19 protein-coding genes are annotated in these 22,804 nt (G+C 59.6%); all 19 read left to right on the top strand.

Translation table 11 applies throughout. The annotated features are described in order from the left end of the window. The first annotated feature begins 98 nt into the window (after nt 1-98). The 19 genes from tsf to kdsA all read left to right on the top strand — a co-directional run bounded on the left by tsf (nt 99) and on the right by kdsA (nt 22,726). Complete coding sequence (tsf, locus tag DK871_RS19240; protein ID WP_003189160.1) at nt 99-962, top strand: translation elongation factor Ts; 864 nt, start codon at nt 99-101, stop codon at nt 960-962. Nucleotides 963-1,173: 211 nt separating this feature from the next. Further along, nucleotides 1,174-1,917, top strand: coding sequence for a UMP kinase (pyrH, locus tag DK871_RS19235; RefSeq protein ID WP_003172271.1), 744 nt, complete (start codon nt 1,174-1,176; stop codon nt 1,915-1,917). Beyond that, on the top strand, nt 1,914-2,471 hold the full coding sequence (gene frr / locus DK871_RS19230) for a ribosome recycling factor (RefSeq protein WP_003189163.1): 558 nt from the start codon (nt 1,914-1,916) through the stop codon (nt 2,469-2,471). Before pyrH ends, frr begins: the two co-directional genes overlap by 4 nt. Nucleotides 2,472-2,488: 17 nt before the next feature. Continuing rightward, nucleotides 2,489-3,244, top strand: coding sequence for a polyprenyl diphosphate synthase (uppS, locus tag DK871_RS19225; protein ID WP_003189167.1), 756 nt, complete (start codon nt 2,489-2,491; stop codon nt 3,242-3,244). Next, complete coding sequence (locus tag DK871_RS19220; RefSeq protein WP_034134915.1) at nt 3,245-4,051, top strand: phosphatidate cytidylyltransferase; 807 nt, start codon at nt 3,245-3,247, stop codon at nt 4,049-4,051. Beyond that, a complete protein-coding gene (gene ispC / locus DK871_RS19215; RefSeq protein WP_161906297.1) occupies nt 4,048-5,238 on the top strand; it encodes a 1-deoxy-D-xylulose-5-phosphate reductoisomerase in 1,191 nt (396 codons plus the stop codon). Before DK871_RS19220 ends, ispC begins: the two co-directional genes overlap by 4 nt. Nucleotides 5,239-5,281: 43 nt before the next feature. Beyond that, on the top strand, nt 5,282-6,634 hold the full coding sequence (rseP, locus tag DK871_RS19210; protein ID WP_161906296.1) for a sigma E protease regulator RseP: 1,353 nt from the start codon (nt 5,282-5,284) through the stop codon (nt 6,632-6,634). Nucleotides 6,635-6,708: 74 nt separating this feature from the next. Beyond that, a complete protein-coding gene (gene bamA, locus DK871_RS19205; RefSeq protein WP_161906295.1) occupies nt 6,709-9,096 on the top strand; it encodes an outer membrane protein assembly factor BamA in 2,388 nt (795 codons plus the stop codon). Nucleotides 9,097-9,141: 45 nt separating this feature from the next. Next, the gene (locus DK871_RS19200; RefSeq protein ID WP_003189173.1) at nt 9,142-9,645 is read left to right on the top strand and encodes an OmpH family outer membrane protein; all 504 of its coding nucleotides are present in this window, start codon (nt 9,142-9,144) and stop codon (nt 9,643-9,645) included. A 3-nt stretch (nt 9,646-9,648) separates the two neighbouring features. Further along, the gene (lpxD, locus tag DK871_RS19195; protein WP_161906294.1) at nt 9,649-10,704 is read left to right on the top strand and encodes a UDP-3-O-(3-hydroxymyristoyl)glucosamine N-acyltransferase; all 1,056 of its coding nucleotides are present in this window, start codon (nt 9,649-9,651) and stop codon (nt 10,702-10,704) included. Between the two features lie 112 nt (nt 10,705-10,816). Beyond that, nucleotides 10,817-11,257 carry a 3-hydroxyacyl-ACP dehydratase FabZ gene (gene fabZ, locus DK871_RS19190; RefSeq protein WP_161906293.1) on the top strand — a complete coding sequence of 147 codons (441 nt, stop codon included), beginning with the start codon at nt 10,817-10,819 and terminating at the stop codon, nt 11,255-11,257. Continuing rightward, nucleotides 11,254-12,030, top strand: coding sequence for an acyl-ACP--UDP-N-acetylglucosamine O-acyltransferase (gene lpxA, locus DK871_RS19185; RefSeq protein ID WP_032893181.1), 777 nt, complete (start codon nt 11,254-11,256; stop codon nt 12,028-12,030). Before fabZ ends, lpxA begins: the two co-directional genes overlap by 4 nt. 2 nt (nt 12,031-12,032) lie before the next feature. Further along, nucleotides 12,033-13,172: a lipid-A-disaccharide synthase gene (gene lpxB, locus DK871_RS19180; RefSeq protein ID WP_161906292.1), complete on the top strand. Its 1,140-nt coding sequence runs from the start codon at nt 12,033-12,035 to the stop codon at nt 13,170-13,172. Between the two features lie 2 nt (nt 13,173-13,174). Further along, nucleotides 13,175-13,801 (top strand): ribonuclease HII, encoded by a 627-nt coding sequence (rnhB, locus tag DK871_RS19175; RefSeq protein ID WP_161793220.1) that lies wholly within the window; start codon nt 13,175-13,177, stop codon nt 13,799-13,801. A gap of 76 nt (nt 13,802-13,877) precedes the next feature. Further along, nucleotides 13,878-17,399 carry a DNA polymerase III subunit alpha gene (gene dnaE, locus DK871_RS19170; protein WP_032893179.1) on the top strand — a complete coding sequence of 1,174 codons (3,522 nt, stop codon included), beginning with the start codon at nt 13,878-13,880 and terminating at the stop codon, nt 17,397-17,399. A 129-nt stretch (nt 17,400-17,528) separates the two neighbouring features. Next, nucleotides 17,529-18,476 carry an acetyl-CoA carboxylase carboxyltransferase subunit alpha gene (locus DK871_RS19165; protein WP_003189182.1) on the top strand — a complete coding sequence of 316 codons (948 nt, stop codon included), beginning with the start codon at nt 17,529-17,531 and terminating at the stop codon, nt 18,474-18,476. 174 nt (nt 18,477-18,650) lie between these two features. Beyond that, nucleotides 18,651-19,970 (top strand): tRNA lysidine(34) synthetase TilS, encoded by a 1,320-nt coding sequence (tilS, locus tag DK871_RS19160; RefSeq protein WP_161906291.1) that lies wholly within the window; start codon nt 18,651-18,653, stop codon nt 19,968-19,970. Between the two features lie 273 nt (nt 19,971-20,243). Further along, on the top strand, nt 20,244-21,875 hold the full coding sequence (locus tag DK871_RS19155) for a CTP synthase (protein ID WP_032893177.1): 1,632 nt from the start codon (nt 20,244-20,246) through the stop codon (nt 21,873-21,875). A 5-nt stretch (nt 21,876-21,880) separates the two neighbouring features. Continuing rightward, nucleotides 21,881-22,726 carry a 3-deoxy-8-phosphooctulonate synthase gene (gene kdsA / locus DK871_RS19150; RefSeq protein ID WP_003189190.1) on the top strand — a complete coding sequence of 282 codons (846 nt, stop codon included), beginning with the start codon at nt 21,881-21,883 and terminating at the stop codon, nt 22,724-22,726. The last annotated feature ends 78 nt before the right edge of the window (nt 22,727-22,804 follow it).

Here is a 22,804-nt window from a genome sequence, read left to right as displayed (position 1 = left end):
TTTGTAACGTGCAGCGGCCTACAACGGAGATTCGGGAAGAATTGATCGCCCGTTTGATCGGGTGGAATGGTTGAAAACCTATCCAAGAGGATTTTGAAATGGCAGAGATTACTGCAGCGTTGGTTAAAGAACTGCGTGAGCGTACCGGCGAAGGCATGATGGATTGCAAAAAGGCCTTGACCAAGGCCGGCGGCGACATCGAAAAAGCCATTGATGACATGCGTGCTTCCGGCGCCATCAAGGCTGCCAAGAAAGCAGGCAACGTAGCTGCTGAGGGCGCTATCGCTCTGAAAGAAGACGGCAAATCCGCCGTTCTGCTGGAAGTGAACTCCCAGACCGACTTCCTGGCTCTGCAGGACGACTTCAAGGCATTCGTTGCTGCCAGCGTTGAAAAAGCGTTCGCCGAGAAAATGACTGACGCCGCTCCGCTGATCGAAGCTCAAGAAGCTGATCGCCTGGTACTGGTCGGCAAGGTTGGCGAAAACGTCAACATCCGTCGCCTGGTTCGCGTTGAAGGTGATGTGGTGGGTGGCTACCTGCACGGCAACAAGATCGGTGTTGCCGTTGTTCTGAAAGGCGGCGACGTTGAGCTGGCTAAAGACATCGCAATGCACGTTGCTGCAAGCAACCCTGAGTTCCTGCTGCCTTCGGAAGTGTCTGCCGACGCAATCGAACGTGAAAAAGCCGTGTTCCTGAGCCTCAACGCCGACAAGATCGCCGGCAAGCCAGAGAACATCGTTGAAAACATGATCAAGGGCCGCATCAGCAAGTTCCTGGCCGAAGCGAGCCTGGTTGAGCAGGCGTTCGTCAAGAACCCTGAAATCAAGGTTGGCGAACTGGCCAAGAAAGCCGGTGCTGAAATCGTTTCCTTCACTTACTTCAAAGTAGGCGAAGGCATCGAGAAGCCGGTCGACAACTTCGCTGAAGAAGTTGCTGCCCAGCTGGCTGCCGCCAAGCAGTAAGACAGTTCCAAACTGTCGCCGAAAGAGGCTGCCCGCTCACGCGCGCAGCCTCTTTTCAAATGGGAAGGCCAATTTTATTTGGTTTCCTCTCGGAACTGGCTTACAAAGCCGTGTTCCGATGGCGCTGTGACAGCGTCCAGCTAGAGTGAACGCAAGCCGTAAAACGGCTCGCCAAGAATTTTTAAAAAATACGCCGCAGGAGAGATTCGCAATGGCTCAGCAGGGCAGTGGTTATCAGGCTCGCTATAAACGCATTCTACTCAAGCTCAGCGGCGAGGCCCTGATGGGCTCGGAAGAGTTCGGGATCGACCCCAAGGTGCTTGACCGCATGGCGCTGGAAGTCGGCCAGTTGGTCGGTATCGGCGTGCAGGTCGGCCTGGTGATTGGTGGTGGCAACCTGTTCCGCGGTGCGGCACTGAGTGCTGCCGGTATGGATCGGGTTACCGGCGACCACATGGGCATGCTGGCCACTGTGATGAACGCCCTGGCCATGCGCGACGCCCTGGAGCGCGCCAACATCTCGGCCATCGTGATGTCGGCTATTTCCATGGTTGGCGTGACCGATCACTATGATCGCCGCAAAGCCATGCGCCACCTGAACGCCAAGGAAGTAGTGATCTTTGCCGCCGGCACCGGTAACCCGTTCTTCACCACCGACTCGGCCGCATGCCTGCGTGCTATCGAAATCGATGCCGACGTGGTGTTGAAGGCGACCAAGGTGGATGGCGTATACACTGCAGACCCATTCAAAGACCCGCATGCCGAGAAGTTCGATCATCTGACCTACGATGAAGTACTGGATCGCAAGCTGGGTGTCATGGACCTGACCGCTATCTGTCTGTGCCGCGACCACAAGATGCCGCTGCGCGTATTTAACATGAACAAGCCCGGCGCCCTGCTGAATATCGTACACGGCGGCGCAGAAGGGACTCTGATCGAGGAAGGCCAACAATGATCAACGAAATCAAGAAAGACGCCCAGGCGCGTATGCAGAAATCCCTGGAATCCTTGAGCCACGCTTTTGGCCAGATCCGTACTGGCAAGGCGCACCCAAGCATCCTGGGCAGCGTGATGGTGCCTTACTACGGTTCCGACACCCCGCTGAGCGGTGTGGCCAACGTGACCGTGAAGGATTCGCGTACCCTGCAAGTTGTTGCCTTCGAGCGCAACATGCTCGCCGCCGTCGACAAGGCGATCCAGAGCGCTGGTCTGAACCTCAACCCGACCAACCTGGGCGAGTTGCTGCTGATCTCCATGCCTGCCCTGACCGAAGAAACCCGCAAGGGCTTCACCAAGCAGGCGCGCAGTGCCGCTGAAGATGCCCGTGTTGCCGTGCGTAATATCCGCCGCGATGCGTTGGGCGACCTGAAGAAGCTGGTCAAAGACAAGGAAATCAGCGAAGACGAAGAGCGCCGTGCCGTCGCTGATATCGACAAGCTGACCAAGGACGCCGAAGCCCAGATCACCAAGGCGACCGAAGAAAAAGAAAAGGACCTGATGGCCGTATAAGGGGTCAGGACGCCTTCATGGAAAAGACCAAGCAGACTGTGCCCTCCGTGGTGCCGCGCCATGTCGCGATCATCATGGATGGGAATAATCGCTGGGCGAAAAAACGCTTTATGCCGGGTGTTGCCGGGCATAAAGCGGGTGTTGACGCGGTAAGGGCGGTGATTGAGGTGTGCGCCGAGGCCAAGGTCGAAGTGCTGACCTTGTTCGCCTTCTCCAGTGAGAACTGGCAGCGGCCCGCCGATGAGGTCAGTGCCTTGATGGACCTGTTCTTCAAGGCTCTGCGTCGTGAGGCCAAGCGCCTCAACGACAACAACATCAGTCTGCGCATCATCGGTGATCGCTCGCGGTTCCATCCGGAACTGCAAACGGCCATGCGCGAAGCCGAGGCCATCACTGCCGGCAGTAACCGTTTTGTGTTGCAGATCGCAGCCAACTACGGCGGCCAGTGGGATATCGCCCAGGCTGCGCAGCGGCTTGCCCGCGAAGTGCAGGCCGGCCATCTGCGCCCGGACGACATCACGCCCGAACTGTTACAAACCTGCCTGGTGACCGGCGACCTGCCGTTGCCGGACTTGTGTATTCGTACCGGTGGCGAGCATCGCATCAGCAATTTCCTGCTGTGGCAGCTGGCCTACACCGAACTGTACTTCTCCGACCTGTTCTGGCCGGACTTCAAACACGATGCCATGCGTAATGCACTGGCCGATTTCGCTTCCCGTCAGCGTCGCTTCGGTAAAACGAGCGAGCAGATCGAAGCTGGAGCCCGGGTTTAAATGCTTAAACAACGAATCATCACGGCGCTGATCCTGCTGCCGATTGCCTTGTGCGGTTTTTTCCTGCTCGACGGGTCCGGCTTTGCGCTGTTCATCGGCCTGGTCGTGACCCTTGGGGCCTGGGAGTGGGCGCGACTGGCAGGCTTCGTCAACCAATTGCCGCGTGTGGTCTACGCCGCTGTGGTCGCGCTGTTGTTGTTCTTCATGTACATCCTGCCGGACATCGCGCCCTGGGTCCTGGGTGCTGCCGTGTTGTGGTGGGCGCTGGCGACTTTCCTGGTGCTCACCTATCCGCGCACCAGTGGCCAATGGTCCAGCGTGGCCTGCAAGCTGGTGATTGGCCTGGCGATCCTGTTGCCGGCCTGGCAAGGGTTGGTGGAGATCAAGCGTTACCCGCTTGGCAACGAGTTGATCCTGGCGGTGATGGTGTTGGTATGGGGCGCTGACATTGGTGCCTACTTTTCGGGCCGAGCCTTTGGCAAGCGCAAGCTGGCCCCGGCCGTCAGCCCAGGCAAGAGCTGGGAAGGCGTATACGGCGGCCTGGCCTTGACGCTGCTGATCAGCCTGGTGGTCGGTGTGGTGCGCGACTGGTCGGTAAAGGAAGTGCTCCTGGCCTTGCTGGGCACGGCTATCGTCGTTTTCATCTCGGTGGTGGGTGACCTGACCGAGAGCATGTTCAAGCGCCAGGCTGGTATCAAGGACAGCAGTAACCTGCTGCCAGGTCATGGTGGTGTGCTTGACCGTATCGACAGCCTTACCGCTGCGCTACCGATCTTTGCCGTGCTGTTGTGGATGATCGCTTCGTGAGCCGCCTGCAGCAGGTTACGGTGCTGGGCGCGACCGGCTCGGTCGGGCTCAGTACCCTGGACGTCATTGCGCGTCACCCTGATCGCTATCAGGTTTTCGCCCTGACTGGCTTCACGCGTTTGCGCGAGTTGCTGGCCTTGTGCGTGCGTCACTCGCCGCGCTTTGCCGTGGTGCCAGAGGCGGCTGCGGCTCGCACTCTGCAGGACGATCTGCGGGCTGCCGGGCTGGCCACTCAGGTACTGGTCGGCGAGGCAGGGTTGTGCCAGGTCTCGGCCGATGCGGACGTGGATACCGTGGTGGCGGCGATTGTCGGCGCAGCAGGTTTGCGCCCGACCTTGGCGGCAGTCGATGCTGGCAAGAAAATCCTGCTGGCCAATAAAGAAGCCTTGGTCATGTCCGGCGCACTCTTTATGCAAGCGGTGCGCAAGAGCGGCGCGGTGCTGCTGCCTCTGGACAGCGAGCACAACGCAATCTTCCAGTGCATGCCCGGTGATTTTGCCCGCGGCTTGAGCCAGGTCGGCGTGCGCCGGATTCTGCTGACGGCATCGGGTGGCCCATTCCGCCAGACTCCTTCGGCCGAGCTGGAGCATGTGTCTCCCGATCAGGCGTGCGCCCACCCGAACTGGTCCATGGGGCGCAAAATCTCGGTGGATTCGGCGAGCATGATGAACAAGGGCCTGGAGTTGATCGAGGCATGCTGGTTGTTCGATGCGCGGCCTGACCAGGTTGAGGTGGTGATTCACCCACAAAGTGTGATCCATTCCCTGGTCGATTACGTGGATGGTTCGGTGTTGGCGCAGTTGGGTAACCCGGACATGCGCACACCGATCGCCAACGCCTTGGCGTGGCCGGAGCGCATTGATTCCGGCGTAGCACCGTTGGACTTGTTTGCAATCGCGCGCCTGGACTTCGAAGCCCCGGACGAGCAGCGTTTCCCGTGTTTGCGCCTGGCGCGGCAAGCGGCCGAGGCGGGTAACAGTGCCCCGGCGATGCTTAACGCGGCCAATGAAGTGGCCGTGGCGGCGTTTCTTGAACGGCGCATCCGCTTTCCGCAGATCGCGAGTATCATCGAGGACGTCCTGGCCCTTGAGCCAGTGGTAGCGGTAAATGACCTGGAGGCGGTGTTCGAGGCCGACACCAAGGCCCGAGCCCTGGCTGGGCAATGGTTGGAACGCAATGCGCGTTAAGGTTTGAGTCTTCAGGCATTGGATTGAGATGCGGAGAAATTAGATGAGTGCGCTCTACATGATTGTCGGCACCCTGGTTGCTCTGGGTGTGTTGGTGACCTTCCACGAATTCGGCCACTTCTGGGTCGCGCGTCGTTGCGGCGTCAAGGTATTGCGCTTTTCCGTCGGTTTCGGCATGCCGTTGTTGCGTTGGCATGATCGCCGCGGCACTGAATTTGTCATTGCGGCTATCCCGTTGGGCGGCTACGTCAAGATGCTCGATGAGCGCGAAGGCGAAGTGCCTGCAGACCAGGTGGACCAATCCTTCAATCGCAAGACCGTTCGTCAGCGTATTGCGATTGTTGCGGCGGGGCCGATTGCCAACTTCCTGTTGGCGATTGTGTTCTTCTGGGTCTTGGCCATGCTGGGCAGCCAGCAGGTGCGCCCGGTCATTGGCGCGGTCGAAGCCGACAGCATCGCGGCCAAGGCTGGCCTGACGGCTGGGCAGGAAATTGTATCCATTGATGGCGAACCCACCACGGGCTGGGGCGCGGTCAACTTGCAGTTGGTGCGTCGCCTGGGCGAAAGCGGCACCGTCAATGTGGTGGTGCGTGACCAGGATTCCAGCGCCGAAACCCCGCGGGCGTTGGCGCTGGACCATTGGCTCAAGGGCGCTGATGAGCCCGACCCGATCAAATCCCTGGGGATTCGCCCTTGGCGTCCGGCCTTGCCGCCGGTGCTGGCCGAGCTTGATCCGAAAGGCCCGGCCCAGGCTGCAGGCCTGAAAACCGGTGATCGCTTGCTGGCCCTCGATGGCCAGGCGCTGGGTGACTGGCAGCAGGTGGTCGACCTGGTGCGTGTACGCCCTGATACCAAAATTGTGCTGAAAGTTGAGCGCGAGGGTGCTCAAATCGATGTCCCCGTGACCTTGTCGGTGCGAGGCGAAGCCAAGGCGGCCGGGGGCTACCTGGGGGCCGGGGTCAAAGGTGTCGAGTGGCCGCCATCGATGGTGCGAGAGGTCAGCTACGGGCCTTTGGCCGCGATTGGCGAGGGTGCGAAACGCACCTGGACCATGAGCGTGCTGACCCTCGAATCCCTCAAGAAAATGTTGTTCGGTGAGCTCTCGGTAAAAAACTTGAGTGGACCGATAACCATTGCTAAAGTGGCGGGCGCTTCTGCCCAGTCGGGTGTCGCGGATTTCCTGAATTTCCTGGCTTATCTGAGTATTAGCCTTGGGGTTCTGAATTTGCTGCCCATTCCAGTATTGGATGGGGGGCATCTGCTGTTTTATCTGGTCGAGTGGGTGCGTGGTCGCCCCTTGTCGGATCGGGTGCAGGGTTGGGGGATACAGATCGGTATCAGTTTGGTGGTCGGGGTGATGTTGTTAGCCCTGGTCAACGATCTGGGACGTCTGTAACGCTTCGCTGAATTGCGAATCTGCCGCATTTTGCGGCAGTTTGTTTATTGCCAGTTGGAATAAGAAAGGACTTCATGAAACGTCTGCTGCTAACTGCGGTTCTCACCGTATTGATGATCGCCGAAGTTCACGCCGAGTCCTTCACCATCTCCGATATTCGCGTCAACGGCCTCCAGCGGGTTTCCGCGGGTAGCGTCTTTGGTGCCTTGCCGTTGAACGTCGGGGAACAGGCGGATGATCGTCGCCTGGTGGAATCCACTCGTGCGCTGTTCAAAACCGGGTTCTTTCAAGATATCCAACTGGGTCGCGAAGGCAACGTCCTGGTCATCACGGTCGTCGAGCGACCTTCCGTCGCCAGTATCGCGATCGAAGGTAACAAGGCCATCTCCACTGAAGACCTGATGAAGGGTCTGAAGCAATCGGGCCTGGCCGAGGGCGAGATCTTCCAGCGCGCGACCCTTGAGGGTGTGCGTAACGAGCTGCAACGCCAGTACGTTGCCCAGGGCCGCTACTCCGCGACCGTGGAAACCGAAGTGATCCCCCAGCCTCGTAACCGTGTGGGCCTGAAGGTCAACATCAACGAAGGCACCGTGGCTGCCATCCAGCACATCAACGTCGTGGGCAACACCAAGTTCCCTGATGAAGACCTGGTCGACCTGTTCGAACTCAAGACCACCAACTGGTTGTCGTTCTTCAAGAACGATGACAAGTACGCCCGTGAAAAACTCTCCGGTGACCTGGAACGCCTGCGCTCCTACTACCTGGACCGTGGCTACATCAACATGGACATCGCTTCGACCCAGGTGTCCATCACCCCGGACAAGAAGCACGTCTACATCACCGTCAACGTCAACGAAGGCGAGAAGTACAAGGTTCGTGACGTCAAGCTCAGCGGCGACTTGAAAGTGCCTGAAGACCAGGTCAAGTCCCTGCTGCTCGTGCAGAAGGACCAGGTGTTCTCGCGCAAGCTGATGACCACCACCTCTGAACTGATCACCCGTCGCCTGGGTAACGAAGGCTATACCTTCGCCAACGTCAACGGCGTGCCGACCCCGAATGATGAAGACCACACCGTGGACATCACTTTCGTCGTCGATCCAGGCAAGCGTGCCTACGTCAACCGCATCAACTTCCGTGGCAACACCAAGTCCGCGGACGAAGTGTTGCGTCGTGAAATGCGTCAGATGGAAGGTGGCTGGGCTTCGACCTACCTGATCGACCAGTCCAAGACCCGTCTTGAGCGCCTGGGCTTCTTCAAGGAAGTCAACGTCGAAACCCCGGCCGTACCGGGTGTGGATGACCAGGTTGACGTGAACTACGCCGTTGAAGAGCAAGCCTCGGGTTCGATTACCGCCAGCGTCGGTTTCGCTCAGAGCGCCGGTTTGATCCTGGGTGGTTCCATCACGCAGAACAACTTCCTGGGTACCGGTAACCGTGTGTCCATCGGCCTGACCCGCAGCGAATACCAGAGCCGATACAACTTCGGCTACACCGACCCCTACTGGACTGCAGACGGTGTGAGCCTGGGCTACAACGCCTTCTACCGCACCACCGACTACAAAGACCTCGATGTTGACGTTGCAAGCTATGCGATCGACAGCCTGGGTGCCGGTGTCAATGTGGGTTACCCGATCAGCGAGACCTCGCGCCTGACCTTCGGCCTTACCGCCCAGCAGGATGAGATCAAGACCGGTATTTATACCGTGGACGAAATCTTCGACTTCACCCGTCGTGAAGGCGACAAGTTCCTGAACTTCAAGGCGTCTGCCGGTTGGTCCGAGTCGACCCTGAACAAAGGCGTACTGGCAACCCGCGGCCACTCCCAGAGCCTGACTGCGGAAGTCACCACGCCGGGCAGCGACCTGTCGTTCTTCAAGCTCGACTACCGTGGCCAGTTGTTCCAGCCGTTGAGCGATAACTACACCATGCGCCTGCACACAGAGTTGGGCTATGGCGACGGTTATGGTTCGACCAATGGCTTGCCGTTCTATGAAAACTACTATGCAGGTGGTTTCAACTCGGTACGTGGCTTCAAGGACAGCACCTTGGGTCCGCGCGGTACACCGAGCCGCGGTTTTGCCCAGACCGGTAACCAAGGCACTGTCGCTGACTCGGACAACGACCCGCTGCCATTCGGTGGTAACGTGCTGATCCAGGGTGGTGCGGAAATTCTATTCCCGCTGCCATTCGTGAAAGACCAGCGGTCGCTGCGTACGTCGGTCTTCTGGGATGTGGGTAACGTGTTCGACTCCAAGTGCGATCAGATCACCAACCCAAGTGGCGTGAAGTCCAACACCCAATGCAACGACGTGAGCCTCAGCAATCTGGCAAGCTCCGTGGGTGTGGGTGTGACCTGGGTGACTGCGCTGGGCCCGTTGAGCTTTGCTCTGGCCATGCCGATCAAGAAACCGGATAACGCTGAAACCCAGATTTTCCAATTCTCCCTCGGCCAGACGTTCTAAGCGTCTGACCTAAGATAACGACAACGGATTCTGTAGGAGTACATCGTGCGTAAGTTGACTCAATTGGTCTTGCTGGCCACTGTGCTGGTCACCACCCCGGCCTTCGCCGAAATGAAAATCGCCGTTCTGAACTATCAGATGGCCCTGCTGGAATCCGATGCGGCCAAGCGATACGCCGTGGACGCCGAGAAGAAATTCGGTCCGCAACTGACCAAGCTCAAGACGTTGGAAAGCAGCGCCAAGGGCATCCAGGATCGCCTGGTAGCCGGTGGCGACAAGATGCAGCAAGGCGAGCGCGAGCGTCTGGAGCTTGAATTCAAGCAAAAGGCCCGTGACTACCAGTTCCAATCCAAGGAGCTGAACGAAGCCAAGGCTGTGGCCGACCGCGAAATGCTCAAGCAGCTCAAGCCGAAATTGGACAGCGCTGTGGAAGAAGTCATCAAGAAGGGTGCCTTTGACCTGGTGTTCGAGCGTGGCGCCGTGATCGACGTCAAGCCTCAATACGACATCACCCGCCAGGTGATCGAGCGCATGAACCAGCTGAAGTAAACCATGACAGCGACTATCAAACTCGGCGAGTTGGCCGAGTTCCTGGGGGCCACCTTGCGTGGCTCCAAGGAGAAAGAAATCACTGGGCTAGCCACCTTGCAGGAGGCTGGCCCAGCTCAGTTGAGCTTCCTCGCAAATCCTCAATACCGTAAATACCTGGTCGACTGCCAGGCCGCAGCTGTGTTGCTGAAGGCCGCTGACGCCGAAGGGTTTGCCGGGGATGCGCTGGTGGTGGCCGACCCGTACCTGTCGTACGCCAAGGCGTCCCACCTGTTCGATCCCAAGCCGAAAGCGGCCGGCGGTATTCACCCGTCTGCCGTGATCGCCGATGATGCCCAGGTTGACCCTGCGGCCAGCATCGGCGCGTTTGCCGTGATCGAGAGCGGGGCGCGTATTGGTGCAGGCGTCACCGTGGGTGCCCACTGTTTCATTGGCGCGCGCTGCGAAATTGGTGCCGATGGCTGGCTGGCTCCTCGTGTGACCCTGTACCACGATGTGCGTATCGGTCAGCGTGTGGTCATCCAGTCGGGCGCCGTGATCGGCGGTGAAGGCTTCGGCTTTGCCAATGCCAAGGGCATCTGGCACAAGATCGCCCAGGTCGGTGGCGTATTGATCGGCGACGATGTGGAGATCGGCGTGAACACTGCTGTGGATCGCGGGGCCCTGGCCGATACCGTGATCGGTAACGGTGTAAAGCTCGATAACCAGATCCAGATCGCCCACAACGTGCAGATTGGCGATCACACCGCCATGGCCGCCTGCGTGGGTATTTCCGGCAGCACCAAGATCGGCAAGCATTGCATGCTCGCCGGTGGCGTAGGGCTGGTGGGGCATATCGATATTTGCGACAACGTCTTCATCACCGGCATGACCATGGTGACCCACTCGATCACAGAGCCAGGGGCCTATTCGTCCGGTACCGCGATGCAACCTGCGGCCGAATGGCGCAAGAGTGCCGCGCGTTTGAGGAAGATCGACGACATGGCACGACGTATCAAACAGCTTGAAAAGCGTGTCGGGGACGTGACCCCTGGCGCTAATGCTTCATCTGAAGACTGATACCATTTCCATATCAAGTGTGCACAGCCGCTAGACGGCCTCCTTGATTTGCTAGCGGGGCGTGCGCCTGGTGCGCCCGCCCCCAATCTTTATTACAGGCTTCCCCCCCGAAATGATGGACATCAAAGAGATTCGCGAATACCTGCCCCACCGTTACCCGTTCCTGCTGGTGGATCGCGTAGTGGACCTCAACGTCGAGGAAAAGCGCATTCGTGCCTACAAGAATGTCAGCATCAACGAACCATTCTTCAACGGTCACTTTCCTGAGCATCCAATCATGCCGGGCGTGTTGATCATCGAAGCCATGGCCCAGGCTGCCGGTATCCTTGGTTTCAAAATGCTCGACCTCAAGCCTGCCGATGGCACGCTTTACTATTTCGTGGGCTCCGACAAGCTGCGCTTTCGCAACCCGGTCACCCCGGGTGACCAGTTGATCCTGGAAGCCAGGTTCATCAGTTGCAAGCGCCAGATCTGGAAGTTCGAATGCCAGGCCTCGGTGGATGGCAAGCCGGTGTGCTCTGCCGAGATCATCTGTGCGGAACGCAAACTATGAGTTTGATTGACCCTCGCGCAATCATCGATCCGTCGGCCGTACTGGCCGCCGACGTTGAGGTCGGCCCTTGGTCGATCGTCGGCGCAGGTGTGGAAATCGGCGAGGGGACTGTCATCGGGCCACACGTGATCCTTAAAGGTCCGACCCGTATTGGCAAACACAATCGTATCTACCAGTTCTCCTCGGTAGGCGAAGACACCCCGGACATGAAGTACAAGGGTGAAGAAACACGCCTGGTCATCGGTGACCACAACATCATTCGTGAAGGCGTCACCATTCACCGCGGCACCGTGCAGGATCGCGCCGAAACCACCCTGGGTGATCACAACCTGGTCATGGCCTATGCGCACATCGGCCATGACAGCGTGATCGGCAACCATTGCATCCTGGTTAACAACACAGCCTTGGCGGGCCATGTGCACGTTGATGACTGGGCGATCCTCTCCGGTTTCACCCTGGTGCATCAGTACTGCCATATCGGCGCCCACAGCTTTTCCGGCATGGGCACCGCTATCGGCAAGGATGTCCCGGCGTTCGTGACGGTATTTGGCAACCCTGCCGAAGCCCGTAGCATGAATTTTGAAGGCATGCGTCGTCGCGGTTTCAGCGAAGAAGCCATTCACGCCCTGCGCCGTGCCTACAAGACGGTTTATCGCCAAGGGTTGACCGTGGAGCAGGCCCTGGCCGAGCTGGCCGAGCCTGCCACGCAGTTCCCGGAAGTCGCGGTGTTCCGTGACTCTATCCAGACCTCGACTCGCGGCATTACCCGCTGATCATGGCCACTTTGCGTATTGCGCTCGTGGCCGGTGAAGCTTCCGGCGATATCCTGGGGGCTGGCTTGATGCGGGCGCTCAAGGCCCAGCATCCGGCGGTGGAATTTATCGGGGTCGGCGGCCCGTTGATGCAGGCCGAAGGCCTGACCTCCTACTTCCCCATGGAGCGCCTGTCGGTCATGGGGCTGGTGGAAGTCTTGGGGCGCCTGCGTGAGTTGCTGGCTCGCCGCAAGCTGCTGATCAAGACGCTGATCGAAGAAAAGCCTGACGTCTTTATCGGCATCGATGCGCCGGATTTCACGCTCAATATCGAACTCAAGTTGCGTCAGGCCGGGATCAAGACCGTGCACTACGTCAGCCCATCCGTATGGGCGTGGCGCCAGAAGCGCGTGTTGAAAATCCGCGAAGGCTGCGACCTCATGTTGACGTTGCTGCCATTCGAAGCCCGGTTCTACGAAGAGAAGGGCGTGCCGGTGCGGTTTGTCGGCCACACCCTGGCTGACGCTATTCCCTTGCAAGCTGATCGTGCGGCTGCGCGCGCCGAGCTGGGCTTGCCCGATGGCCCCTTGGTTGCGTTGATGCCAGGGAGCCGTGGCGGCGAGGTGGGGCGCTTGGGCGCGTTGTTTTTTGATGCTGCCGAACGTCTTCAAGCGCAAAAGCCGGGGATCCGCTTTGTGCTGCCCTGCGCCAGTCCGCAACGCCGTGCCCAGATCGAAACCCTGCTGGAAGGTCGCAACCTGCCGTTGACCCTGCTCGATGGCCAGTCCCACCTGGCCCTGGCAGCCTGCGATGCGGTACTGATCGCCTCGGGTACTGCCACGCTGGAGGCCCTGCTGTACAAGCGGCCAATGGTCGTCGCCTATCGCCTGGCGCCGCTGACCTTCTGGATCCTCAAGCGCATGGTCAAGAGCCCTTATATTTCCTTGCCCAACCTGCTGGCCCAGCGCCTGCTGGTGCCGGAGTTGTTGCAGGACGATGCAACGCCCGAAGCGCTTGCGCAAACCCTACTACCCTTGATTGACGGCGGCGAAGAGCAGACCCGTGGTTTCGATGACATTCACCGCACGTTACGCCGTGATGCCTCGAACCAGGCGGCCGACGCCGTGTTGACCTTGATCGGCCATAAACAGGACGCCTTATGACCATCCAAATGGGCCTGGATTTCAGCCTCGTTGCCCAAGCCCACGAACTGGTGGCGGGTGTTGACGAAGTCGGGCGCGGCCCGCTGTGTGGTGCGGTGGTCACGGCGGCGGTGATCCTCGATCCGAACCGCCCGATCCTGGGACTCAACGATTCGAAGAAGCTCACCGAAGCCCGTCGTGAAAAGCTCTATGACGAGATCTGTGAAAAAGCCCTGAGCTGGCATATCGCCCGGGCTGAAGTCGAAGAAATCGACGAGCTGAATATCCTGCACGCCACGATGCTGGCGATGCAGCGCGCTGTGGAAGGGCTGCACATCACCCCGAAAATGGCGATGATCGACGGCAACCGCTGCCCCAAGCTGACGATGCCGTCCGAAGCGGTGGTCAAGGGCGATAGCAAGGTTCCCGCCATTGCCGCCGCCTCGATCCTGGCCAAGGTCAGCCGCGACCGTGAAATGGCTGCGTTCGAATTGATCTATCCCGGCTACGGGATTGGCGGCCATAAAGGCTACCCGACGCCCGTTCATCTGGAAGCCCTGGCTCGGCTCGGCCCCACCCCGATCCATCGCCGCTCGTTTGCCCCGGTACGCCAGGCTTATGAGGCCCGTGAGAGTCTGATCGAGGTTTAGCAGCAAGGCTGATGTTTTTACCCAGGCCCGGTACAATCCGGGCCTTGTTGTTTTCATGTATCAAGACAGGATCACTATGCCGGCTTCATTCGTTCATCTGCGCCTGCACACTGAATACTCCCTGGTCGACGGCCTGGTACGGATCAAACCGCTGGTCAAAACCCTGGTGGGCATGAACATGCCTGCGGTCGCGGTTACCGACCAGAACAACATGTGTTCCCTGGTCAAGTTCTACAAGAACGCCATGGGCGCCGGCATCAAGCCGATCTGCGGCGCCGACCTGTGGCTGTCCAACAAAGACCCGGATAACCCCCTGAGCCGCATCAGCCTGCTGGCGATGAACGGCGTGGGTTATCGCAACCTTACCGAACTGATTTCCCGTGGCTTTATCGACGGCCAGCGCAACGGCTCGATCATCATTGAGCGCGAGTGGGTGGCCGAAGCCAGCGAAGGCCTGATCATGCTCTCGGCGGCCAAAGAGGGTGAAATCGGTATCGCGCTGCTGGGCGGCAACCCCCAGGAAGCCGAGGTGCTGGCGCGCGAGTGGATGCAGGTATTCCCGGGCCGTTTCTACCTGGAAGTGCAGCGCACCAATCGCCCTAACGATGAAGAGCATCTGCACGCTGCCGTAGCCTTGGCTGACAAGCTGGGTGCGCCGCTGGTGGCGACCAACGATGTGCGCTTTATCAAGAAAGAAGATTTCGAAGCTCACGAAACCCGCGTGTGCATCGGCGAAGGCCGGGCCCTGGATGACCCGCGCCGTTCGAAGAACTACAGCGAAGAGCAGTACCTCAAAAGCGCCGATGAAATGGCGGAGCTGTTCAGCGATTTGCCCGAGGCCCTTGAGAACTCCGTCGAGATCGCCAAGCGCTGCAACATTGAAGTAAAGCTGGGCAAGCACTTCCTGCCCAACTTCCCGATTCCCGATGGCATGACCATCGACGAATATTTTCGCAAAGTGTCGTTCGATGGCCTGGAAGAACGCCTCAGCGTCCTGCTGCCCAAGGACACCACCGAAGACTACGAAGCCAAGCGCCAGGTGTATGTCGATCGGTTGAATTTCGAGCTGGATATCATTATCCAGATGGGGTTCCCCGGCTACTTCCTGATCGTAATGGACTTTATCCAGTGGGCTAAAAACAACGGCGTACCGGTAGGTCCGGGCCGGGGGTCAGGTGCTGGCTCGCTGGTGGCCTATGTACAGAAGATCACCGACCTTGACCCGCTGGAATATGACCTGCTGTTCGAGCGGTTCCTGAACCCGGAACGGGTTTCCATGCCCGACTTCGACGTCGACTTCTGCATGGATGGCCGTGACCGCGTGATTGAATACGTGGCCGAAAAATATGGCCGCAACGCGGTAAGCCAGATCATCACCTTCGGTTCCATGGCCGCCAAAGCGGTAATCCGCGACGTAGCGCGGGTGCAGGGCAAGTCCTATGGTTTGGCCGACCGCCTGTCTAAGATGATCCCGTTCGAAGTCGGCATGACCCTGGAAAAAGCCTACGAGCAGGAAGAAATCCTGCGCGACTTTATCAAGGTCGATGAAGAAGCCGCCGAAATCTGGGACATGGCGCGCAAGCTCGAAGGCGTGGTGCGTAACGTCGGTAAACACGCCGGCGGTGTGGTTATCGCGCCGACCAAGCTCACCGACTTTTCGCCGATCTATTGCGATGAAGAAGGCGACGGCCTGGTCACCCAGTTCGACAAGGACGACGTGGAGGCGGCCGGCCTGGTGAAGTTCGACTTCCTCGGCCTGCGCACCCTGACGATCATCGACTGGGCGCTCAAGACCATCAACCGCGACCGTGCCAAGGTCGGCGAAGAACCGCTGGATATCGCGTTTATCCCGCTGGACGACAAACCGACCTACAGCCTGCTGCAAAAAGCCGAAACCACCGCGGTGTTCCAGCTTGAATCCCGGGGCATGAAAGAGCTGATCAAAAAGCTCAAGCCCGACTGCCTGGAAGACTTGATCGCACTGGTGGCCCTGTTCCGTCCCGGCCCGCTGCAATCGGGCATGGTGGATGACTTCATCAACCGTAAACACGGCCGGGCCGAACTGGCTTACCCGCACTCCGACTACCAGTATGAGGGTCTCAAGCCCGTACTGGCGCCGACCTACGGCATCATCCTGTACCAGGAACAGGTGATGCAGATCGCCCAGGTGATGGCCGGCTACACCCTCGGCGGTGCGGACATGCTGCGTCGCGCCATGGGTAAGAAAAAGCCCGAGGAAATGGCCAAGCAGCGCGGCGGTTTCATTGAAGGCTGCGCGACTAACAACATCGATGCCGACCTGGCCGGTAACATCTTCGACCTGGTAGAAAAATTCGCCGGTTATGGTTTCAACAAATCCCACTCCGCCGCCTACGGCCTGGTGTCGTACCAGACCGCCTGGCTGAAAGCCCATTACCCGGCGCCGTTCATGGCGGCGGTACTCTCGGCGGATATGCACAACACCGACAAGGTCGTGACCTTGATCGAGGAAGTGCGCACCATGAAGCTGCGCCTCGACGCGCCGGACGTGAACGCTTCGGAGTTCAAGTTCACGGTGAACGACGAAGGCCGCATCATCTATGGCCTCGGCGCGATCAAGGGCGTGGGCGAAGGCCCGGTGGAGGCCATTACCGAGGCGCGTCAGGACGGGCCGTTCAAAGACCTGTTCGATTTCTGCGCGCGGGTGGACCTCAAGCGCATCAACAAGCGTACCCTCGATGGCCTGATCCGCAGCGGCGCACTCGACCGTCTTGGCCCGTACTTCCATGATGAGCCGAAGGCTTACCAGGCCAATATCGACCGCAACCGTGCGGTGCTGCTGACCGCCATGGAAGAGGCGATCAAGGCTGCCGAACAGACTGCCCGTACCCATGACAGCGGCCACGCCGACCTGTTTGGCGGGCTGTTCGTCGAAGAAGATGCGGATGTCTACGCCAACCACCGCAAGGCCAAGGAGCTGACGCTCAAGGAGCGCCTGAAAGGTGAGAAAGACACCTTGGGCCTTTACCTTACCGGTCACCCGATTGACGAGTACGAAGGCGAAATCCGCCGTTTCGCCCGTCAGCGCATCATCGACCTGAAACCGGCGCGGGATACCCAGACCGTCGCCGGCATGATCATCGCCCTGCGGGTGATGAAAAATAAGAAGGGCGACAAGATGGGCTTCATCACCCTCGATGACCGCTCGGGCCGCATCGAAGCGTCATTGTTTGCCGACGCGTTCCACTCCGCCCAGTCGCTGCTGCAGACCGACGCCATGGTGGTGGTGGAAGGGGAGGTCAGCAATGATGACTTCTCCGGTGGTCTGCGCCTGCGTATCAAGCGGGTGATGAGCATGGAAGATGCCCGCACCAACCTGGCCGAGAGCCTGCGCCTGAAGGTCAAGACCGAAGCGCTTAAAGGCGATCAGCTACGCTGGTTGGGGGACTTGCTCAAACGCCACCGTGGCGCATGCCCGGTGACCATGGAGTACACCGGTAGCGATGCCAAGGCCATGTTGCAGTTTGGTGAGACGTGGCGAATTGATCCCGCTGATGGCTTGATTCAAGCTTTGCGTGACCAGTTCGGGCGAGACAACGTCTTCCTCCAATACCGTTGACGGTCAGATGAGTCTGATCTCGACTAAACATTTAATCTCGACCTAAACGCGCCTCTCCCTTAAGGTAGGGCGCGAATAGACAACCGGCTGGCCAGGCACCCCTTGGCCGTCGACCCAAGACGGACGCTTATGAACCCGAATTTTCTTGATTTCGAACAGCCGATCGCTGACCTGCAAGCCAAGATCGAAGAGCTGCGCCTGGTCGGCAATGACAATTCGCTGAACATCGGCGATGAGATCGCTCGCCTGCAAGACAAGAGCAGCACGCTCACCGAAGACATCTTCGGCAAGCTGACCAGCTGGCAGATCGCGCGCCTGGCTCGCCACCCGCGCCGTCCTTACACCCTGGACTACATCGAGCACATCTTCACCGAGTTCGACGAGTTGCACGGCGACCGCCACTTCTCCGACGACGCGGCCATCGTGGGCGGTATCGCTCGCCTGGACGACCAGCCGGTGATGGTGATCGGTCACCAGAAAGGCCGTGAAGTGCGCGAGAAAGTACGCCGCAACTTCGGCATGCCGCGTCCGGAAGGCTACCGCAAGGCGTGCCGCCTGATGGAAATGGCCGAGCGTTTCAAGATGCCGATCCTGACCTTCATCGACACGCCGGGTGCCTACCCGGGTATCGACGCCGAAGAGCGCAACCAGAGCGAAGCGATTGCCTGGAACCTGCGCGTCATGGCGCGCCTGAAAACCCCGATCATCGCCACCGTGATCGGTGAAGGTGGTTCTGGCGGTGCGCTGGCTATTGGTGTCTGCGACCAGTTGAACATGTTGCAATATTCCACCTACGCGGTGATCTCGCCGGAAGGTTGCGCCTCGATCCTGTGGAAAACCGCCGAAAAGGCACCGGACGCTGCCGAAGCCATGGGCATCACCGCTGATCGCCTCAAGGGCCTGGGTATCGTGGACAAGGTCATCGCCGAGCCACTGGGCGGCGCCCACCGTGACCCGGCTGCCGCCGCTGCGACCATCCGTGCCGAGTTGGGGTCGCAACTGGCGATGCTCAAGAAGCTGGATAACGAAGCGCTGCTGGCTCGTCGTTACGAGCGCCTGATGAGCTACGGCCTCTAAGCCGACGCTGTACCCAATGTAGTAGCCGGCTTGTGTGGGAGCTGGCTTGCCTGCGATAGCATCACCTTGGTATCACTGATACACCGAGGTGCCTGCATCGCGGGCAAGCCCGGCTCCCACATTTGCTTTGTGTATGCTGACGAACGTATTCCAGCTTTGCGGCGGTGACGTGTGATGAAACCAACCCTGCCGGCCGCACTCCTGCACACCCTGGCCCCCTGGCGCAACGCGCCGGCCTGGCATATTGCATTCTCCGGCGGTCTCGACTCCACCGTCCTGCTGCACCTCCTGGCCTCGCTGGCCAAAATTGAAAATCTGCCTCCTCTCAGCGCCGTCCATGTCCACCATGGTCTGCAAGCTGCCGCAGAGGTATGGCCTGCTCATTGCCAAGCGGTCTGCGACAGCCTGGGCGTGCCCCTGCGGACCATGCGCGTGCAGGTGCAGCCTGGCGCCAGTCTTGAACGGGCTGCCCGTGATGCACGCTATACGGCGTTTGCCGAGGTGACCAATGTCGGGGAGGTGATGCTCACCGGCCAACACCGCGACGATCAGGCCGAAACCCTGCTGTTTCGCCTGCTGCGTGGCGCCGGTGTGCGAGGGTTGGCGGCTATGCCTGAGCATCGCCCGTTGGCCCAAGGCCGCTTGGTGCGGCCGTTGCTGGCGTGCTCCCGTAGCGAGCTGGAAGCCTACGCCCATCAGCATCAGTTGCAGTGGATCGAAGACCCCTCCAACGTTGATTCCCGGTTTTCCCGCAATTACTTGCGTCACCGTGTACTCCCTGCCGTGACGGAGCGCTGGCCCCAGGCGATCACCCACCTGGCCCGCACGGCTGAACACATGGCTGAGGCTCAAGGGCTGCTCGACGAGTTGGCGCTGATGGACCTGCAGCGCGCCGACCAGCCTTCTACATTTCCCTGGTTGCCTCTGCCGTCCCTGGCGCTTGAGCCATTGCGCGAACTATCCGATGCCCGTCAGCGCAACGTCCTGCGGCATTGGCTGACGCCACTGACCCGTTTGCCCGACAGCGACCACTGGGTCAGTTGGCATGCCCTGCGCGATGCCAAGAGCGACGCACAGCCTCTGTGGCGCCTGGCCGACGGCCAAATGCAGCGTAGCGGTGAACGCATCTGGTGGTTGCCCTCAACATGGTCGGAGTTTTCCGACGCATCGGTGAGCTGGCCCGATCCGCAAAATCCACTAGAGTTACCAGGCAATGGCCTACTGAGATTTATCGGCAAGGCCCCCTTAGACCCGCTGGTGATCCGTTATCGCCAGGGCGGCGAAATCATCGACGTACCGGGCCGAGGGCGGCGTGATCTCAAGCGCCTGCTGAATGAAAGCGGCATGCCGGGCTTTGTCCGTGGCAGATTGCCGCTGGTCTATCGGGGCGAGCAATTGCTGGCTGTGCCAAGCGTTGCGGGGGCATGGGCCCGGTCGATGGGTGAGGTGCAATTGGATTGGTTGCCACAGACCTGCGATCAAGGTTTGAGCTGATAGCGCCTTTCCGGTAGACTACGCTCCCTTCTTGATACAACTTCTGTGGATTCGCCTGAATCGCAGTCGTTGCCGATTACCAAGCAGTCTTTGCTGGGCGATTCCAAAAAATGTGTAGCGATCAACGTACCGGTGTTTCATTGCTGGTCTGTCACAACGCGGCGGTTTTTTTGAAAGGTGCACTGTGATTAATGCAGGTGATCGGGGGCTTCGGCCTTCCTTCGCTTTCCCCGGCGGCTCGGACCGCTTTAACGCAGACTTCTAGGGTTTTTCATGACGCGCTACATATTCGTCACGGGCGGTGTTGTTTCTTCATTGGGGAAAGGCATTGCCTCCGCTTCATTGGCGGCCATCCTGGAGGCGCGGGGACTTAAGGTCACCATGCTCAAGCTGGACCCGTACATCAACGTTGACCCGGGCACCATGAGCCCGTTCCAGCACGGTGAAGTGTTCGTCACCCACGACGGCGCCGAGACCGACCTGGACCTGGGCCACTACGAGCGGTTCATCCGCACGACCATGACCCAGAACAACAACTTCACCACCGGCCGTGTCTACGAGCACGTGCTGCGCAAAGAGCGCCGTGGTGACTACCTGGGTGCAACCATCCAGGTGATCCCGCACATCACCGACGAAATCAAGCGCCGCATCATCAAGGGTGCAGGCGATGCCGACGTGGCGATGGTCGAGATCGGTGGCACCGTGGGTGACATCGAGTCCCAACCGTTCCTCGAAGCCATCCGCCAGTTGCGTTTCGAAGTTGGCGCCAAGCGCGCGATGCTGATGCACCTGACACTGGTGCCCTACATTGCCACTGCCGGCGAAACCAAAACCAAGCCTACCCAGCACTCGGTCAAGGAACTGCGTTCCATCGGCCTGCAGCCGGATGTGCTGGTATGCCGCTCCGATCACCCGATCGACATTTCCTCGCGCCGCAAGATCGCGCAGTTCACCAACGTTGAAGAACGTGCGGTAATTGCCCTGGAAGACGCCGACACCATCTACAAGATCCCGGGCATCCTGCATTCGCAAGGGCTGGATGATTTTGTGGTCGAGCGTTTCGGCCTGCAGTGCGGCGGCGCCGACCTGTCCGAGTGGGAAGCGGTTGTCGACGCCAAGCTCAACCCTGAGCATGAAGTCACCATCGCCATGGTCGGTAAGTACATGGAGCTGCTGGACGCGTACAAGTCGCTGATCGAAGCCATGAGCCACGCCGGTATCAGCAACCGTACCAAGGTCAACCTGCGCTACATCGACTCCGAAGACATCGAGAACCAGGGCACCGCGCTGCTCGAAGGTGTCGACGCTATCCTCGTTCCCGGCGGTTTCGGCCTGCGTGGCGTGGAAGGCAAGATCACTGCGGTGCAGTACGCCCGCGAAAACAAGGTGCCGTACCTGGGTATCTGCCTGGGCATGCAAGTGGCCGTTATCGAGTTCGCCCGTAACGTGCTGGGCTGGAAAGACGCTAACTCTACCGAGTTCGATCACAGCAGCGGCCACCCGGTCGTGGGCCTGATCACCGAGTGGGAAGACGCCACTGGCGCCGTTGAAACCCGTACCGAAAGCTCCGACCTGGGTGGCACTATGCGCCTTGGCGCACAAAACTGCTTGCTGGAACCGGGTTCGTTGGTTCATGACTGCTACGGCAAGGACGTGATCGTCGAGCGCCACCGCCACCGTTATGAAGTGAACAACAACCTGCTGCCGCAGATCAAGGAAGCCGGCCTGAAGATTTCCGGTCGCTCCGATGATGGCAAGCTGGTTGAAGTGGTCGAGGCACCGGATCATCCGTGGTTCGTGGCCTGCCAGTTCCACCCGGAGTTCACCTCGACGCCGCGCGACGGTCACCCGTTGTTCAGTGGTTTCGTCAAAGCAGCACTGACGCAACACCAGAAGAAGGCGTAAACCAGATGGCCCAGAAGATCATTCGCGTAGGCGACATCGAGATTGCCAACGACAAGCCCATGGTGCTGTTCGGCGGCATGAACGTCCTGGAAAGCCGCGACATGGCGATGCAGGTGTGTGAGGAGTACGTTCGGGTCACCCAGAAACTGGGTATCCCTTATGTCTTCAAGGCCAGCTTCGACAAGGCCAACCGTTCGTCCGTCACCTCCTATCGCGGCCCGGGCCTTGAAGAAGGCATGCGGATCTTCCAGGACATCAAGCAAGCCTTCGGCGTGCCGATCATCACCGACGTCCACGAGCCTGAGCAGGCTGCCGTGGTCGCCGAGGTGTGCGACATCATCCAGTTGCCGGCCTTTCTTTCGCGCCAGACCGACCTCGTGGTCGCCATGGCCAAGACCGGCGCTGTGATCAATATCAAGAAAGCCCAGTTCCTCGCCCCCCAGGAGATGAAACACATCCTGAGCAAGTGCGTGGAAGCGGGTAACGACCAGTTGATCCTCTGCGAGCGGGGTTCGAGCTTCGGCTACAACAATCTCGTGGTGGATATGCTTGGTTTCGGCATCATGAAACAGTTCGAATACCCCGTGTTCTTCGACGTGACCCACGCGCTGCAAATGCCCGGTGGTCGTTCGGACTCCGCTGGCGGGCGACGTGCCCAGGTGACGGACCTGGCCAAGGCGGGCATGAGCCAGTCGCTGGCGGGCCTGTTCCTTGAAGCTCACCCAGACCCGGACAACGCCAAATGTGATGGCCCATGCGCCCTGCGCCTGGACAAGCTGGAGCCATTCCTGGCCCAGCTCAAGCAGTTGGATGAGCTGGTCAAGAGTTTTCCGACGGTAGAGACCGCGTAACTGGCATTTCTCCGGTAGAATTTCCCACGCTTTACGCTCAGGCCCCCGGGCCTGAGCCTTGTCGTCTGCAAGCCTGCC

The organism is Pseudomonas sp. L13 (assembly GCF_009935965.1).
GTDB lineage: Bacteria > Pseudomonadota > Gammaproteobacteria > Pseudomonadales > Pseudomonadaceae > Aquipseudomonas > Aquipseudomonas lactis.
The sequence above is the reverse complement of the archived record's forward strand: the minus strand, read 5'-3'. Positions and strand labels throughout refer to the sequence as shown.